The organism is Nonomuraea sp. bgisy101, from assembly GCF_057708945.1.
Map to the genome: position 1 here is coordinate 1 of NZ_JBYITD010000035.1, position 13,768 is coordinate 13,768.

Annotated in this window: 12 protein-coding genes and 4 pseudogenes; 9 read left to right on the plus strand and 7 right to left on the minus strand. The window is 69.0% G+C overall.

What is annotated here, in order from left to right:
- Together AC3EO4_RS44260 and AC3EO4_RS44265 are read left to right on the plus strand one after the other, a co-directional pair.
- The coding region (locus AC3EO4_RS44260; RefSeq protein WP_431901758.1) for a hypothetical protein at positions 1 to 254 on the plus strand (254 nt) is incomplete at its 5' end.
- A gap of 192 nt (positions 255 to 446) precedes the next feature.
- Positions 447 to 670 (plus strand): annotated as a pseudogene (locus AC3EO4_RS44265) (response regulator transcription factor); the annotation flags it as partial.
- On the opposite strand, the gene AC3EO4_RS44270 reads toward AC3EO4_RS44265, so the two are convergent.
- Together AC3EO4_RS44270 and AC3EO4_RS44275 are read right to left on the minus strand one after the other, a co-directional pair.
- The gene (locus tag AC3EO4_RS44270) at positions 667 to 1,080 is read right to left on the minus strand and encodes a hypothetical protein (protein ID WP_431901760.1); all 414 of its coding nucleotides are present in this window, start codon (positions 1,078 to 1,080) and stop codon (positions 667 to 669) included. The pseudogene AC3EO4_RS44265 and the gene AC3EO4_RS44270 sit on opposite strands and share 4 nt — an antisense overlap.
- Positions 1,081 to 1,193: 113 nt before the next feature.
- Positions 1,194 to 3,833: a LuxR C-terminal-related transcriptional regulator gene (locus AC3EO4_RS44275; protein WP_431901761.1), complete on the minus strand. Its 2,640-nt coding sequence runs from the start codon at positions 3,831 to 3,833 to the stop codon at positions 1,194 to 1,196.
- 87 nt (positions 3,834 to 3,920) lie between these two features.
- Between AC3EO4_RS44275 and AC3EO4_RS44280 the strand changes: the two genes are divergently transcribed.
- Positions 3,921 to 4,490, plus strand: a complete 570-nt coding sequence (locus AC3EO4_RS44280) for a DUF4262 domain-containing protein (RefSeq protein WP_379570356.1) — start codon at positions 3,921 to 3,923, stop codon at positions 4,488 to 4,490.
- Positions 4,491 to 4,525: 35 nt separating this feature from the next.
- Here the strand turns inward: AC3EO4_RS44280 and AC3EO4_RS44285 are convergent.
- Positions 4,526 to 4,822 (minus strand): annotated as a pseudogene (locus tag AC3EO4_RS44285) (IMP dehydrogenase); the annotation flags it as partial.
- A gap of 16 nt (positions 4,823 to 4,838) precedes the next feature.
- On the opposite strand from AC3EO4_RS44285, the gene AC3EO4_RS44290 reads away from it, so the two are divergent.
- Complete coding sequence (locus AC3EO4_RS44290) at positions 4,839 to 5,111, plus strand: hypothetical protein (RefSeq protein ID WP_379570354.1); 273 nt, start codon at positions 4,839 to 4,841, stop codon at positions 5,109 to 5,111.
- Here the strand turns inward: AC3EO4_RS44290 and AC3EO4_RS44295 are convergent.
- Together AC3EO4_RS44295 and AC3EO4_RS44300 are read right to left on the minus strand one after the other, a co-directional pair.
- Positions 5,095 to 6,117 (minus strand): annotated as a pseudogene (locus AC3EO4_RS44295) (IS5 family transposase). The gene AC3EO4_RS44290 and the pseudogene AC3EO4_RS44295 overlap by 17 nt on opposite strands.
- A 68-nt stretch (positions 6,118 to 6,185) precedes the next feature.
- On the minus strand, positions 6,186 to 6,542 hold the full coding sequence (locus tag AC3EO4_RS44300; protein ID WP_379582488.1) for a P-loop nucleotide/nucleoside kinase family protein: 357 nt from the start codon (positions 6,540 to 6,542) through the stop codon (positions 6,186 to 6,188).
- 44 nt (positions 6,543 to 6,586) lie between these two features.
- Here AC3EO4_RS44300 and AC3EO4_RS44305 point away from each other — a divergent pair, with 44 nt between their 5' ends.
- Entirely contained in the window at positions 6,587 to 6,718 is a 132-nt protein-coding gene (locus AC3EO4_RS44305) for a hypothetical protein (RefSeq protein WP_431901765.1), read from the plus strand.
- 303 nt (positions 6,719 to 7,021) lie between these two features.
- On the opposite strand, the gene AC3EO4_RS44310 is transcribed toward AC3EO4_RS44305, so the two are convergent.
- Together AC3EO4_RS44310 and AC3EO4_RS44315 are read right to left on the minus strand one after the other, a co-directional pair.
- Entirely contained in the window at positions 7,022 to 7,633 is a 612-nt protein-coding gene (locus AC3EO4_RS44310; protein ID WP_379582490.1) for a class I SAM-dependent methyltransferase, read from the minus strand.
- Between the two features lie 258 nt (positions 7,634 to 7,891).
- Complete coding sequence (locus AC3EO4_RS44315) at positions 7,892 to 8,362, minus strand: hypothetical protein (protein WP_431901769.1); 471 nt, start codon at positions 8,360 to 8,362, stop codon at positions 7,892 to 7,894.
- Positions 8,363 to 9,024: 662 nt separating this feature from the next.
- Between AC3EO4_RS44315 and AC3EO4_RS44320 the strand changes: the two are divergent.
- The 4 genes and pseudogenes from AC3EO4_RS44320 to AC3EO4_RS44335 all read left to right on the plus strand — a co-directional run.
- Positions 9,025 to 9,194, plus strand: a pseudogene (locus AC3EO4_RS44320) (IS5/IS1182 family transposase); the annotation flags it as partial.
- Between the two features lie 345 nt (positions 9,195 to 9,539).
- The gene (locus tag AC3EO4_RS44325; protein ID WP_431901868.1) at positions 9,540 to 10,658 is read left to right on the plus strand and encodes an RCC1 domain-containing protein; all 1,119 of its coding nucleotides are present in this window, start codon (positions 9,540 to 9,542) and stop codon (positions 10,656 to 10,658) included.
- A 279-nt stretch (positions 10,659 to 10,937) separates the two neighbouring features.
- Positions 10,938 to 11,807, plus strand: a complete 870-nt coding sequence (locus AC3EO4_RS44330; RefSeq protein WP_431901770.1) for a GNAT family N-acetyltransferase — start codon at positions 10,938 to 10,940, stop codon at positions 11,805 to 11,807.
- A 261-nt stretch (positions 11,808 to 12,068) separates the two neighbouring features.
- Positions 12,069 to 13,490: an amino acid permease gene (locus AC3EO4_RS44335; protein ID WP_379582498.1), complete on the plus strand. Its 1,422-nt coding sequence runs from the start codon at positions 12,069 to 12,071 to the stop codon at positions 13,488 to 13,490.
- The last annotated feature ends 278 nt before the right edge of the window (positions 13,491 to 13,768 follow it).

Below are 13,768 nucleotides of genomic sequence, written 5' to 3' on the forward strand. Positions count from 1 at the left end.
GATCATTCAAATACGCCCACGACTACGGGCAGCACACCGCTTACCTCGTTATCTACAACCTCACCGACAAGCTCCTCGACTTCCCCACCGACGGCACCCCCGACGCCTGGCCGCCGTACGCCGAACTCGTCGGCATCCGGGTGTACTTCATCCACGTCCGGGCCCTACCGCCGACCACCACCGCCAGTAAGGCCGGCAAGGCCACCCGCGTTGTCATCGCCCGCGACGACCTCGCCAACCCCGACAACACCTGAAACCAAAGACGGCTCCCCACAGCGTCACCAGGGCTGCGAACGCCTGCTGGGCCTCGGACAGCTCTCCGAGGTCAGCCTGCTCCTGGCTCCCGGCGAGGCGTTCACCGCCCACTTCTGGGACGTGGAGTCGGGCATGCTCGGCCTGGCCTCCCGCGGTGTGGCGGCGGCCGCCGCGGCAGAGGCTTGGGCCTGCGGCGCGAGCCGCTCGGCAAGCTCACACCGCGCGAGCGGGAGGTGCTGGAGCGATGGCCGAGGGCCGGTCGAACGCGGCCATCGCCCAGCGGCTTTACCTGAGCGAGAGCGCCGTGGGCAAGCACACGGCGTCCATCTTCGCCAAACTCGACCTGGCCCCCTCCGACGACGACAACAGGAGAGTGCTGGCCGTGCTGGCCCATCTCAACACGGCGAGGCGCTAGCCGCAGTTGCTGTAGCTGCCACGGCCGCCGTGCGCGGAGGTGGCGTCCTGGCGGGTGTCGAAGGTGTAGCCCGAGTACTTCACGCACTGACCCGCCGCCTTGGCGACGACGGCGGCGTAGTACTTGTAGCTCTTCGTGTCCGTGTACGTGCGCCCGTGCTTAATGCTGAGCGTCGCGTTGGTGGTGGTCGCCGTGCCGGCGAACGCCGTCTTGATGGTGGCGACGCAGTTGGTGCCGCGGCTGCCGTTCCACATCAGCTGGACGTAGCCGAACGTGTCGCCGAACGGCGTCTTCAGCGTCCTGCGACCGTCGGTCGCGTTGGTCCAGCCGCCGTATCCCGCGGTCTCCGCACAGGCGGCTTCGGGGGAGTACGGGGCGGCCGCGGCGGACGCCGGGCTGGCGACGATCACACCGGCAAACAGAGTGGCGGACACAAGAAGAGCCTTGACTGGCTTACGCACGCGTTGTTTCCCTTCGAAAGCACTGATCCGCAGCACCGTAGTAGGCCCATGGGATGACCGCATCAGTCATCCGTGCCGACTGATTGAGTAATCTCCCTGAGTTGACCGCGTGAGGAGACACCTAATTTGGGATAGGCGCGGTAGAGGTGCGAGCCGACCGTGCGGGGGCTGAGACGCAGGCGGGCGGCGATCTCCCTGTTGCTCAGGCCCTGCGCGGCCAGCCGTACGACCTGGGCCTCCTGGGGTGTCAGGTCGAGCACGTCGAGAGGCGGGAGCGCGGGGTCGCCGGTGGCCGCCAGTTCCGCCCGTGCGCGGTCCGCCCACGGGCGGGTGCCCAGCTCGTGGAAGGCGGCCAGCGCGCTCCTGAGCTGCTCGCGCGCCTCCCCCCTGCGCTTCGCCCTGCGCAGCCACTCGCCGTAGGCGAGGTGGGTCCTGGCGTGGTGGTAGAGGTTGCCGTCCTTCTCGTGCTCGCGCAGGGCCTGGACGAAGAGCTCCTCGCCGGAATCGGGCCGGGCGTCGAGCTCCGTGACGAGCATGGCCATGCACCTGTCGGTAACCGCGGACGCCCACGGCCGCGCCGTCACCTCCGCCCATTGGGCGAACCTCTCCAACAGAGGGCCCGCGGCCTCGGCCGCACCTGAACGGACCGAGGCCTCGATGAGGTCAGGCGCGGCGTGGAGCGCGACGACGGGGTGGTCGATCGCGCTCAGGTGGCCGAACGCGGTCTCGTAGCGGTCAAGGGCGAGCTCCAGCACGCCGAGCGCCCAGTGGCCCAGCGAGGCGGTCGTCGCGACGCCGCCGGCGATCGCTTCCTCGGCCAGGCCCCTGCACCGCTTCTCGTCGCCCTCCATGGCCGCCAGCAGCGCGGAGAGCCCTTTTAGATGAGCCACCCTGCGGTCGTGACCCAGCTCGTGGGCCATGCGCAGTCCTTCGGCCGCCTCTCTCGCGGCCTCGGCGTGCTTCCCGACGAAGAGCTTGGCATGCGCGCGCACCTCGAGCGCGTACACGCCTTCCAGCCCCTCGATCTGCCGCTCGGCCAGGACACCATCTCCCATGATCAAGGCGAGGGACGCGGCGGTCAGCCGCTGCGGGGCAGGGCCATCGGCGGCGGCCAGGCCCCGCAGGGACGCCAGACTCGTCGGTGGGCCGCCCGCCAGGAAGTCCGCCAACCCCGCCATCCCGCTGACGAACGGCACGAGCGCGGAGCCCTCCGGCAGCCGCAGCGACCTGAGCAGCACGGCCGCCTCCTGCGCCAGCGCCGTGTCGCCGGCGTGCGAGCCGTATCTCACGGCCTGCAGCGCCATGATCGCCGCCTGCTCTGGAGCGCTGTCGACGACGGGCACGGCGCCCTCGATCAGCAGGCGGCCGGCCTCGCCCGGCGATCCCTTCTCGAACAGGGCGACCGCCCGCATCCTCGTCACGTCGGCCAGCATGCTCGGATCGGCGGACAGGCGTGCCACGCCGTCGACGAGAGCCGTCCCCCTGCGCACCTGGCCGAGCGCCGTGGCAGCGAACGCCGCCGCCTTCAACCTGCGCGTCCTGTCGCCGGGGTCCTCGCTCAGTTCGGCGGCCCGCTCGTAGGCGCTCACCGGGTCGGCGGCCTCGCTCGCCGCCGCTTCGAGCTCGGCGGCCACGCTCTCGTCGGGCCCGGTCGCCGCGGCCGCCCTGTGCCAGGTGGCGCGAGACCCTTCGAGCGACTCGGCGAGCGCCAGATGCGCCTCCACCCGCTCGGCCGCCGTGGCCTCCCTCCTGGCGGCCGCCCTGCCCAGCGGGTGGACGAACGCGATCGCCCTTCCCGACAGCCTGATCAGCCCCGCTCGCTCCGCCGGAGCCACCGCGGCGAGGTCCGCGCCGGCCGCGCGCAACACCACGTCGAGGTCACCCGTGCTGTCGCTCGCGGCGACGAGCAGAGCCCTGCGCGCGGGCGAGGCGAGCGCCCTGATCCGCCTGACGAACACGGCCGGCGCCTCCGCGTCCAACTCCATCGGCAGGAAACGGCCCACCCGCTGCTCGGCGGTGAGCGCGTCGGACAGCTCGCGCAGCGCCAGCGGGTTGCCTCCGGCCTCCTCGACGATCAGTTCGCGCACCTGCCGCGCCAGATCACCGAACCTGGCGTCGAGCACCTGGGCAGCCGCCTCGTCGGACAGCGGTCCCAGACGCAACTCGGGCAGCCCCTCCAGCCGCGGCACCGGCCCCCCTCCCAGGCTCGATCCCGGCAACCCCTTCACACCCGATCGGGGCCATCCCTCCAGCCCTGGCCGGGGCGACTCCTCCGGCCGCGGTCGCGGCGACCCCTCGTCCAGTGCCGCGAACACGATCGCGGTGCCTTCCAACCTGCGGGCGGCGAAGGCCAGTGCCCGCGCGGACTGATCGTCGAGCCAGTGCGCGTCGTCGATCAGGCAGACCGTCTTCGCCCGCCTCAGCAACGCGAGCGTGGCGAGACCCGCGCGGAACGGATCGGGCTCGGCCGTCTCGAACAGCCTGCTCGCCTGCTCGCCCTCCATCCTGTTCGCCAGCAGGTGCAGCGCGGCGTACGGCATCGCCGCCTCGTCCTCGTGGCCCGCGACGCGCAGCACGTCCCCTTCGACGCTGTCAAGCAGCGCGGTCTTCCCGATACCCAGCTCGCCTCGCAGGACGAGCGCGCCGCCTGTCGTCAGGAGCTGATCGAGCCTCGCCTTCTCAGCGTCACGTCCGAACAGCATGCGGATCATTATGCGCCCCGTTGACAGGCGGCAACCCGGAGAGTCGAATGCCGAGACGAGCCTCCGTCAGCAGCGTCGACTCGGCCGATGCCGAGCCCGCTCGCGGAGCACCCGAGAGGATCGGATACCTTCACGTCCGTGTCCTCCTGCCCCTGTCTCATCTGCGCCGATGCCACCGATCTTGACGCCATCGACCGTGACAGCGTCGAAAACGTCCGGCGGTACGGCTGGAGCGTCATGATGATCCCAGAGGACGAACACGGCCCCGGCTGGGCCTTCACCATCGGCCTGCGGCATACGCGAGGCACGCCCGATCTGATCATGTGCGGGCTCGACCTGGACCTCATGCACGAATGCCTCAACATCCTCGGCGAGGCCGAGCGCGCCCCCGCCCCCGAGCAGCAGCGTGACGACGTGTTGGAAGGCCATGCCGTCCTCGTCAAGACGGTCGATCCGAGCTGGCACCCGATCCTGCTCGGCTCCGCCTCCAGCTTCTATCAGCATGCTCCGATGGAGGTCCTGCAGGTCGTGTGGCCAGACAAGGACGGCCGGTTCCCCGGCGACGAAGACGTGGCGGAGTGGGCCGGCGAGCTTCAGCCCCTCCTGTGGATCGCCAAGGATCGCCATCTGGCCGGGCCTTGGACCGAACTGGACTGACGCGCCATGGACAAGTTGGGTAAGCAACAGTTCTTGAGTTGACGGGCCGCCAGCACGCCGAGCAGGCCCACCGCGCCGTCACCGACGACGGCGACGGTCTTGCCGGGTCCGGCCTCGGCGGCCACTGCGGCGAACCAGCCGGTCCCGAGCACGTCGGAGGCGGCCAGCAGGGACGGGATCAGGTCCTCATCCGGGGTGGCGGGTGTGGCGACCAGGGTGCCGTCCGCAAGGGGGATGCGGGCGTACTGGGCCTGGGTGCCGATGGCGCCCATGAGCTCGGCGTGCACGCAGCGGGGCTGATAGCCGGCGCCACTGATCCTGGTATTCGCTGACACGGACGGCACGGGGGTGCCGATCGGGCCCGCGCTGGAGCTCGCCAGAGCCCGGCCCGATCTCGTCATCCTCGTCCAGACCAGCGGCGGAGGGCACGTGGGGTCAGGGCGGTCTCGCCGTTGGCAGGCCCTCGCCCCCGACGGGCGTACCGTCGTGCACCGCGCCGCCACCCGTACCGAGGCCGTCGACCAGCTGCTCGCCACTCCCGGCCCGCTCTTCGGCGATCCCGCCGACACCGTCCTCCACGACCTGTGGCTGTTCGGGGTTCGGATCATGTGGCTGAGGTGAGGAGCTTCAACCACATGATCGAGCCACGGAGGTGGAGTCCGGCCTCGTAGCTCTCCGGGGCCTTGTCGTAACGGGTAGCCAGGCCACGCCAGGTCTTGATCTTCTGAAAACAGCGCTCGACAGTGTTGCGCTGCTGGTAGCGATCCTGGATCGAAGCCGATGGGCCGCCCACCGGCTGAACCCTTCTTCTTCCGGTTGGCCTGCTGATCAGTCTTCTCCGGGATGACCGCGGCGATCCGGCGCCGGCGCAGATGGGCACGGTTGGCCTTTGAGGAGTAGGCCTTGTCTGCGGCCACCGCAGTAGGGCGGGTACGCGGCCGACCGACCGGACCGGGGACGCGGATCTTGTTCAGGACGGTGATGAACCGCGGGCAGTCGGCGGCCTGTCCAGGCGTGAGCACGAAGGCCAGCGGCAGCCCGGCGGCGTCGACCGCGGCATGGACTTTGCTGCTTAACCCGCCTCGGGATCGGCCAAGCCCGGCAGCCTTGGCCCGGGCCTTGCGGCGTCGCCGCGTGGCGCCACGATCCTGGCCCGACGATGTGTCCGTGTCATCCGCGCTGGGTGTGACCTGCGGCGCATCACGCGCAGCACCGGCGGCTGCTCCGGTAGTGGAGCCCCTTTTTCCTCGGTCAGCGCCTGCTCCAGCGCGTCCAAGGTCTCCCCGGCGACCGCCAGTCCAGCCGACTCTTGATGCGCCCGCACGATCGTGGAGTCCACGCTGACCAGCTCCAACCCGACCTGCCCACGCGATGCGGCCTCGGCGATCAGCGCGTCCATCAGCCCTTGGAACACGCCGGCTTTGGCCCAGCCGTTGAACCGGGAGTAGAGCGTGGACCAAGGCCCATAGCGGTCTGGGACGTCACGCCAGCCGGATCCGGTGCGGAACCGCCACAAGATCCCGTTGAACTGATCACGCACCCGCCGTGGCAGCGGCCCGGTAGCCGCCACCGGCAGAAACTGCTCAATCAACGCCCACTCGGCATCTGTCACATCGAAGCGCGCCACATCCGAGTTCTACCAGCGACGGCCAGGCCACCACTGGGACTCACCTAGATCCGAACCCCGAACAGCTCCTAGATCCGTGAGCGCGCTGCCGTCGCAGACATCACCTGATCGCCAACTTGCCGCGTCGTGTGATGGTTGATCTGCGCTGCCAACCAGACACAATCAACGGGCCGGCTTGTGTCGACCATGACGGTGGGTATGAGGCCCAGCGGCTCAGCCTTCGCCGCCCACGTCTGCCAATCGTCAGCCAGGCGCCGCTCGTCCTGGTAAAGGGCGCTTCGCCGTCGACTCGCGTAACGTTCCCTGGCGACCTCGGCGGGCACATCGCACCAGACTTCCACGGCCCGGTCGGCTCGCGTGCCCTCGATCCCGGCCTTCGCGTGCAGCAGGTCACACAGCCGAAACCACCACGAGTCGACTACCACGCTTCCCGGGATAGCACGCGCCAGTGCCCATACCGTTTCCATGGATGCCGCCGAACCCCGGGATGGACGCGACATCGTCCACGCACGTCTCCAACGCCTCCTTCATGGAGTCCTTCGACAGCAGTCGCGCGCCCAATTGCGCGGCCAGGGCTCTGCCCAAGGTCGACTTGCCGTGACCCAGGTGGACCGTTCACCAGAACTAAGAGTCTGTCCACCCGATCATGATGCCGAGCCCGTGAAGAGAGCAGAATCCGCTCCAACCGTTCTGGCCGGATAGCAGTGGGGAGCATTGATGCGCTGGGTGCGCGCAGGCACGGTGGGGCGGCGGAGAACAGCGGCCGGCGGTGTAGCCCGGCGCGGGCCAGGTGGAGCTTGAGCAGGGTGACGTAGCCGCGGTCGTCGAGCAGCATGGTGCGCACGCTGCCGCCCTTGCCGATTCGCACTGTCATAGTGAGCGCGGGCAGCGGCACGCGGCTGGTTCAAACCTCGCGGCGGATCGCGAGCACGCTGAGCCACGTGCGGTGGGTGGCACTCTCGGCGTGCTCGCGTACCTCGAAGCCGATCTCGGCGAGGACCGCAAGCAGCGTGCTCGGCTTGCGGTGTACGAACCAGCGCAGAAGCCCTTCGTCGTGCGGGACCGGCTCCCAGACCTCGCCGTCGCCGGTCGAAGTGCTCAGCCCGAGCACGCCCCCAGGGCGCAGGGCTGCGTGCCAGGCGCGCAGCGTGGGGACGGTCTCGGCGGCCGGTACGTGCAGGAGGGCCGCGACCGACCACAATCCTGCCAGCGAGCCGGGGGCCAGTGGGGGGCGGCGCAGGTCGCCCAGAGCCACGGGAACGCCGCGGTCGGTGGCCAGTGCAGCCATGGCGGCCGAGCGGTCCACCCCTACCGGGCAGAGCCCCTGCTCTTGGAACCAGGCCGCGTCCCTTCCCGGGCCGCATCCTAGGTCGGCGACGCGTCCTCCGGTGGGCAGCGCGGCAGCGAAGCGCGCTCGAAAGGCGCGGAACGCGGCATCGGGGTTCTCGGAGCGGGAGGCGAAGACGGGGGCGATGCGGTCGTACGTGGCGGTGGTCCGAGCGGTGGGATCTTCCATCCTGCGGATATTGCCAGGTTTTGGTCTGCCGGTAAGAATCGCGCCACACGGCCCAATCGAGCGGCGTTGCCGCAGGTCACGGTACGCGACGGTGCCACCCGCCGAAGAGGCTCGACATGGAACCGCACAGCGATGACCTGCGCGGACACGGCTTAGCGCACGATCCGGTTCCGATGTTTCCCAGACCCCGACCCCGAGGGATTCCTTCTCACGGCCGTAGATGCGCCGGATGTTGGCGAGCTGCTGGTCGCGACAGGGTCAGGATACACGGCGCGCTCGAGGATCTCGGGCTGCGACGTGGCTGGCGACGGCGTCGACGCCGGGTCGGGCATAGCGTTCGAGAGAGCGGACCGAGGCATGCCGGGAGCGGGCCAGCAGGGTGGGGGAGTTGGTGCCGTCTTCGGCCTCGTGGGTCAGTGCGGAGTGCCGTTGCTGGTGCAGCGTCCAGCCGCCACACAGCTCGAGTTCGGCGGGGACGGTGATGCCGGGGTGGGCCAGCGGCCGGGTGAGGGTCTCGAACAGTTCGGCGGCGCGCCGGTAGGACAGGCGCGCTCGGCCGGTGACCGGGCAGACGTCGAGGGTGGGGGTGTGGGCGGGTGCCCGCCGGTCGGTGAGGAAGACCGGGCCGCGGGTGCGTCCCTTGAGCAGCCGGGGCAGCTCGGGCTCGGCATCGAGGACCCGTCGGTGGTGAAGCGGTACGCCGAGCGGCGGCAGACGCTCTACGACCACGCTTGGGAGATCCAGGACGCCTAGACAGCAACTCGTCCGAGCCCCGCGCGGCGGCTGCTCAAGGACGGCCAATGGGAGCCACTCGAAGGGTGCCCGCGCGGCCTTATCGTGTTCGGCCGATGGGCGAGCGAGCGCCCCCGGCTGAAGGATCTCCCGCACCTGGTCCCCCAGCACGGCCACCTGGCCGAAGGGCTACGGCAAGGCCGTGGTCTGCGGCTCGACTGAAGGTTCTCGGTTCTTGACCGACACTGCCCGCGTGGCCGTATAGGCGACGGTTTCCGAGCGACTGGGGCGCGCAGGCGGTGCAGAGAGCCTGTCCCGAGAGGTCTTCTGCACAACCCTGCCGGGCGGGCGCGCCAGCCGCGGGCCGGGCATCCTGCGTTTGCTCGGGGCCCGTGCCGTGAGCAACTCGATGTCGACGGCTCGTCATGAAGGTGGCGCGCGAACTCGTCGCGGGCGCTGGCCGGCCTTGCGTCCACCTCCTGCACGCCGGTCGCCAGCGGCCCCGGCATTCACCCAACCGAAGATCTCCCGCGAGAAGACCGGTGACTTATCAGTGCTCGGGCACATCTACTAAGCGGCCTCGAAAAGAGGAATCACCTGGAGAACGGTCGGCCAGCCCTAAATAGTCGGCCGTTCTCGGTGCAGGGACGCCCGCTCACCGGGACGTCAATCGTGCCATGCCCCGCATCCGAGCCTTCGGCGAGCGTGCCATTGCGACCTTGAGGTCATGGAAGGTGCTGAGCAAGCAGCGCTGCTGCCTGCATCGCCGACCACGCCCGGGCAGGCGATCCTCGTCCTGCCGCTCATCGAGAAGGGCCGCTTCTCAGGCGGAATGGGCTCTATGTACTACCGGGAGGGCGCAAGGCCCGTCACTTCCTACCACCAGGTGTCGTGACAAAAACTCGCCAGCTGCCCCTAAATTGCTGCCCTACTGCCCTCAAGTTCCCTTAACGCCCGCAGTTCGTCTTGGGTGAGGCCGGCGCTGCCTCTTATAGTTCCAATGGTCCGAGCCCTCGATTCGCCGGGCATTGATACAGCTAGTGCATCGTGGTGCAATGGAGCGGAGAGGATCGCGTTGCGATACTTGAGAATAGGGGTAGTTCAGCTCAGGGCATGGTTTACCCGCTTCCGAATACTAGAAGTGGCAACCTTGCAGGAGGTCAAAAGTTGGGGGATGAACAGATCTGGGCAGCTCGGCTACGGCAGTCTGACAGCGCGCCGTACTCCTGTTACCGTGTCTGGCTTGAGTAGGGTTCAATCCATTGCCGGGGGCTTTGAGCACAGTTTGGCTCTCATGGCCAACGGCACCGTCCGATCCTGGGGATGGAACGATAAAGGGCAGCTTGGTGACGGTAGTCTGACACTCCGCCGTACTCCTGTTGCTGTGGCTGGCTTGAGTGGAGTCAAGTCCATTGCCGCTGGCGGGGACCACAGTTTGGCCCTACTAGCCGATGGAACGCTTCTGTCATGGGGATGGAATGACGCAGGTCAGCTCGGTGACGGCACCACTACTAATCGCGTTACACCTGGGGCTGTCATAGGGCTGGGAGGTATCATCTTTCTCCCGGTTGGCAGAAAAGGTGTCGTGGAGATTGCCGCCGGCTGGAGGCACAACCTTGCCCTCCTAGTCGACGGCACCATTAAAGCTTGGGGCGCGAACGTTAATGGTCAAGTCGGTGATGGAACGATTGCAGCCGTTCGCTCTACTCCTGTATCCGTCTCCGGCTTGAGTAATGTTCGCGCCGTTGCCGCTGGCACGCAGCACAGTTTGGCTCTTATGGCCGATGGCACCGTCCGCTCCTGGGGGATGAACGACGTTGGACAGCTCGGTGACGGTAGCCTGACCCTTCGCCCTGCTCCTGTTTCCGTGTCTGGGTTGAGCAATGTTCGTGCCATTGCCGCTGGCACGCAGCACAGTTTGGCTCTTATGGCCGATGGCACCGTCCGCTCCTGGGGGATGAACGACGTTGGACAGCTCGGTGACGGCAGCCTGACCCTTCGCTCTGCTCCTGTTTCCGTGTCTGGGTTGAGTAATGTTCGTGCCATTGCCGCTGGCAGGGACCACAGTTTGGCTCTCATGGCCGATGGCGCCGTCCGAGCCTGGGGCTATAACGGGTATGGCCACCTCGGTGACGGCACCTTCACCGACCGTCCCGCTCCAGTGACCGTTACTGGGCTAAGCCATGTCACGGCCATTGCGCCAGGCGCTTATCACAACCTGGTCATCCAAAAATCCGCTAGGTGCTTCGCAGTACGCATCTTTGGATTCCGTATCTACATTTGTACGGGGTGACGTTCTCATCTCCCCTGGAAGAGGGCGTGCTTCGATGCCCGACGCGCCAGGCGTGCCATCCGCCGCCGCGGGCCCGGCTGGCGGAGGCGGCGGTCATCGGCGGCTTCGTCGAAACACCCGTAAGGTCGCCGCCGAGTTCGTCGGATCGGATGAACTCTCGCAGCCTCCGTCGGCGCAGGATGCTCGCATGTCGACGACGCTGGTGATTCGCGGTGGCGCAGTCCATGACGGCGGCGGCCCCGGCCGTGCCGCCGCCGTGCTCGTCCACGGAGGATCCGTATGACCGCGCTGTCCCACCCGGAGCTCGGCGAGGCGCGGGCGGCGGCCGATGAGGCGTCGCGAGCCGGCGGCCTCGCCGTCCGAGAGCTGACAGGGCCGGTCGAACATCGGGAGGCGGAGCGGCTGCTGGCGCTCGTCTGGCGCATGGGCCAGGGCAGCCCCCCGGTGTCAGGCGACCTGATGCGCGCGCTGTCGCACGCGGGCGCCTACGTCGCGGGCGCGTACCTCGGCCGCGACATGGTCGGCGTCACCGCGGGCTTCCTCGGCGGCCGTCCAGGTTCCGCCATCGAGCTGCACTCGCATATCACCGGCGTCCTCCCGCGCGTCCAGGGCAGGCGGGTCGGCTTCGCGCTGAAGCTGCACCAGCGGGCCTGGGCGCTCGAACGCGGGATCGACACGGTCGTCTGGACCTTCGACCCGCTGGTCCGCCGCAACGCCTACTTCAACCTCGCCAAACTCGGCGCCCGCGTGGCGTCGTACCTGGTCGACTTCTACGGCGAGATGCCGGACGGGCCCAACGCGGGCCATGGCAGCGACCGGCTGCTGGTGCGCTGGCCCCTGCGCGCGCCCCACGTCGCCGCGGCCGCCGCCGGACGGCCGGTGGACGTGCTCGATGTGGGGGGAGCCGTGCTCCTGGACACCGATCCGGACGGCCGGCCGCGGCGACGGGCCCCACAGGCCGCGGAGACCATGCTGTGCGCGGTGCCCGACGACATCGACGTCCTGCGCCGCCGGGCGCCCGGACTCGCCCGGCAGTGGCGGCACGAGGTACGTGCGGCGTTCGCGACCGCCCTGGCCTGCGGCGCCCGGGTGTCGGGCATGACGAGAAGCGGCTGGTACGTGCTCGCCCCGGCCGGGGCGAGCCGATAGGCGCCGTGCATCACCAGCGCCACGCCACCAGGCGGACCCGCCCCTCTGGTCACACAGCGGTCGCGGGCCTGCCGGTACAGCAGGCGCTGAAGCGCCGCGGCGAGCCGCGCGTCGGCGTCGTCGAGGCCGATGCCGATGACCGCGCCCGCGCGGCCCGGCCCCTGTCGAGCCACCCCGGCTCGGACTCATCACCTCCGAAGCGGGTACGTTCGGATCATTCCCCTCACAGCTGACAAACGTCGTGACGAGGGAGGCGAGACCATGACGGCTCGGCAATCGTTCGGAGGCGGCTCGGGAGTGTTCCGGCGCAAGCCGGTGGAGCAGATCGCCAGCGAGCACGAAGGCGAACTCAAGCGGGAGCTCGGCCTGTGGCAGCTCACCGCGATCGGCATCGGCGGCATCATCGGCGCGGGGATCTTCGCGCTGGCCGGCGCGGTGGCCAACCAGACTGCCGGGCCCGCCGTGCTCATCTCCTTCCTGCTGGCCGGTGTGGCCAGCGCGGCCGCGGCGTTCTCCTACGCGGAGTTCGCCGGGCTCATCCCGAAGGCCGGATCCGCCTACACGTACGGCTACGCCGTACTGGGGGAGCTGGTCGGGTGGTTGATCGGCTGGGACCTGTTGCTGGAGTACACCGCCATCGTCGCGGTCGTGGGGATCGGCATCTCCGGCTACTTCGGGTTCCTCGTCGGCAACCTGGGCCTGCACCTGCCCGAATGGATGCTGGGCGCCCCCGGCACCGCGCCCGGGCGGGTGATGGACCTGTTCGCGGCGCTGCTGTGCCTGTTCATCGCGTACCTGCTCAACCTGGGCATCAAGGCCGCCGCGCGGTTCGAGACCTTCGTCGTGGCGGTGAAGGTGGCGGTCGTCCTGGTCGTGATCGTGGTCGGCTTCTTCTTCATCAACCCGGCCAACTACACCCCGTTCTTCCCGTTCGGCGTCGCCGGCGCGATCACCGGAGCGGCCACGGTGTTCTTCGCCGTTTTCGGCTACGACGCCATGAGCACGGCCGCCGAGGAGTCCAAGGACGCCCAGCGTCACATGCCCAAGGCGATCATCTATTCACTCGCCGTCTCGATGGTGCTGTACGTCCTGGCCACGCTGGTTCTCACCGGCATGCAGAACTACCGGGACATCGACCCGGAGAGCGGCTTCTCCTCGGCGTTCGCCGCGGTCGGCCTGTCCAAGCTGGCCGGGGTCATCGCGGCCGGCGCGATCGTCGGCATCCTCACCGTCATGTTCACCTTCATGCTCGGTGTCACCCGCGTGTGGTTCTCGATGAGCCGGGACGGGCTGCTGCCGCACTGGTTCGCCAAGCTCCACCCGGTGCGCCGGGTGCCGAGCCGTATCACCTGGATCGTCGGGGTGGTCTCCGCGATCATCGCCGGGTTCCTGCCGATCCGGGAGGCGGCCGAGCTGACGAACATCGGCATCCTGCTGGCCTTCGTCGTGGTGTGCGTCGCCGTCATCGTCCTGCGGTACCGGCGGCCCGACCTGCCGCGGACCTTCCGCACGCCGGGCATGCCGGTGGTCCCGGCCATCGGCGTCCTCTTCTCGCTGTGGCTGATCACCTTCCTGAACCCGGTCACCTGGCTGCGGTTCGCGATCTGGTTCGCGATCGGCTTGATCATCTACTTCGCCTACGGCTACCGGCATTCCGAGCTGAACCGTCAGCAGGCGCCGTAGCGCGCCCGGCAGGGCGCAGGCGTGGCCTGCGCCCGCCCCCTCCGGGCCTGCCCACCGGGGCGGCAACCCCGAGGTCGAAGAACCGGGCGATCTTCGGCCACATGTCATCCCAGCGGAACAGGTCGCCGTTGTTGATGTCGAACGCCTGGTCGGCGCAACGGGGGTCGGTCGCCGCCCATACCGTGGCCTTGGCCGGCTCGCCGGGCGACCCGGGCGGTCCCGCCGTCGCAAACGGCGGGACCGGCGGTGATCGTGTTCGATCAGCGGTCCACTGCCGG

Excerpts from the sequence above, each read along its gene's own strand:
- AC3EO4_RS44335 (WP_379582498.1), top strand. The coding sequence starts at position 12,069 with ATGACGGCTCGGCAATCGTTCGGAGGCGGCTCGGGAGTGTTCCGGCGC.
- AC3EO4_RS44310 (WP_379582490.1), bottom strand. The coding sequence starts at position 7,633 with ATGGAAGATCCCACCGCTCGGACCACCGCCACGTACGACCGCATCGCC.
- AC3EO4_RS44325 (WP_431901868.1), top strand. The coding sequence starts at position 9,540 with ATGAACAGATCTGGGCAGCTCGGCTACGGCAGTCTGACAGCGCGCCGT.
- AC3EO4_RS44305 (WP_431901765.1), top strand. The coding sequence starts at position 6,587 with ATGCCGCCGAACCCCGGGATGGACGCGACATCGTCCACGCACGTCTCC.
- AC3EO4_RS44275 (WP_431901761.1), bottom strand. The coding sequence starts at position 3,833 with ATGCTGTTCGGACGTGACGCTGAGAAGGCGAGGCTCGATCAGCTCCTG.
- AC3EO4_RS44330 (WP_431901770.1), top strand. The coding sequence starts at position 10,938 with ATGACCGCGCTGTCCCACCCGGAGCTCGGCGAGGCGCGGGCGGCGGCC.
- AC3EO4_RS44280 (WP_379570356.1), top strand. The coding sequence starts at position 3,921 with ATGCCGAGCCCGCTCGCGGAGCACCCGAGAGGATCGGATACCTTCACG.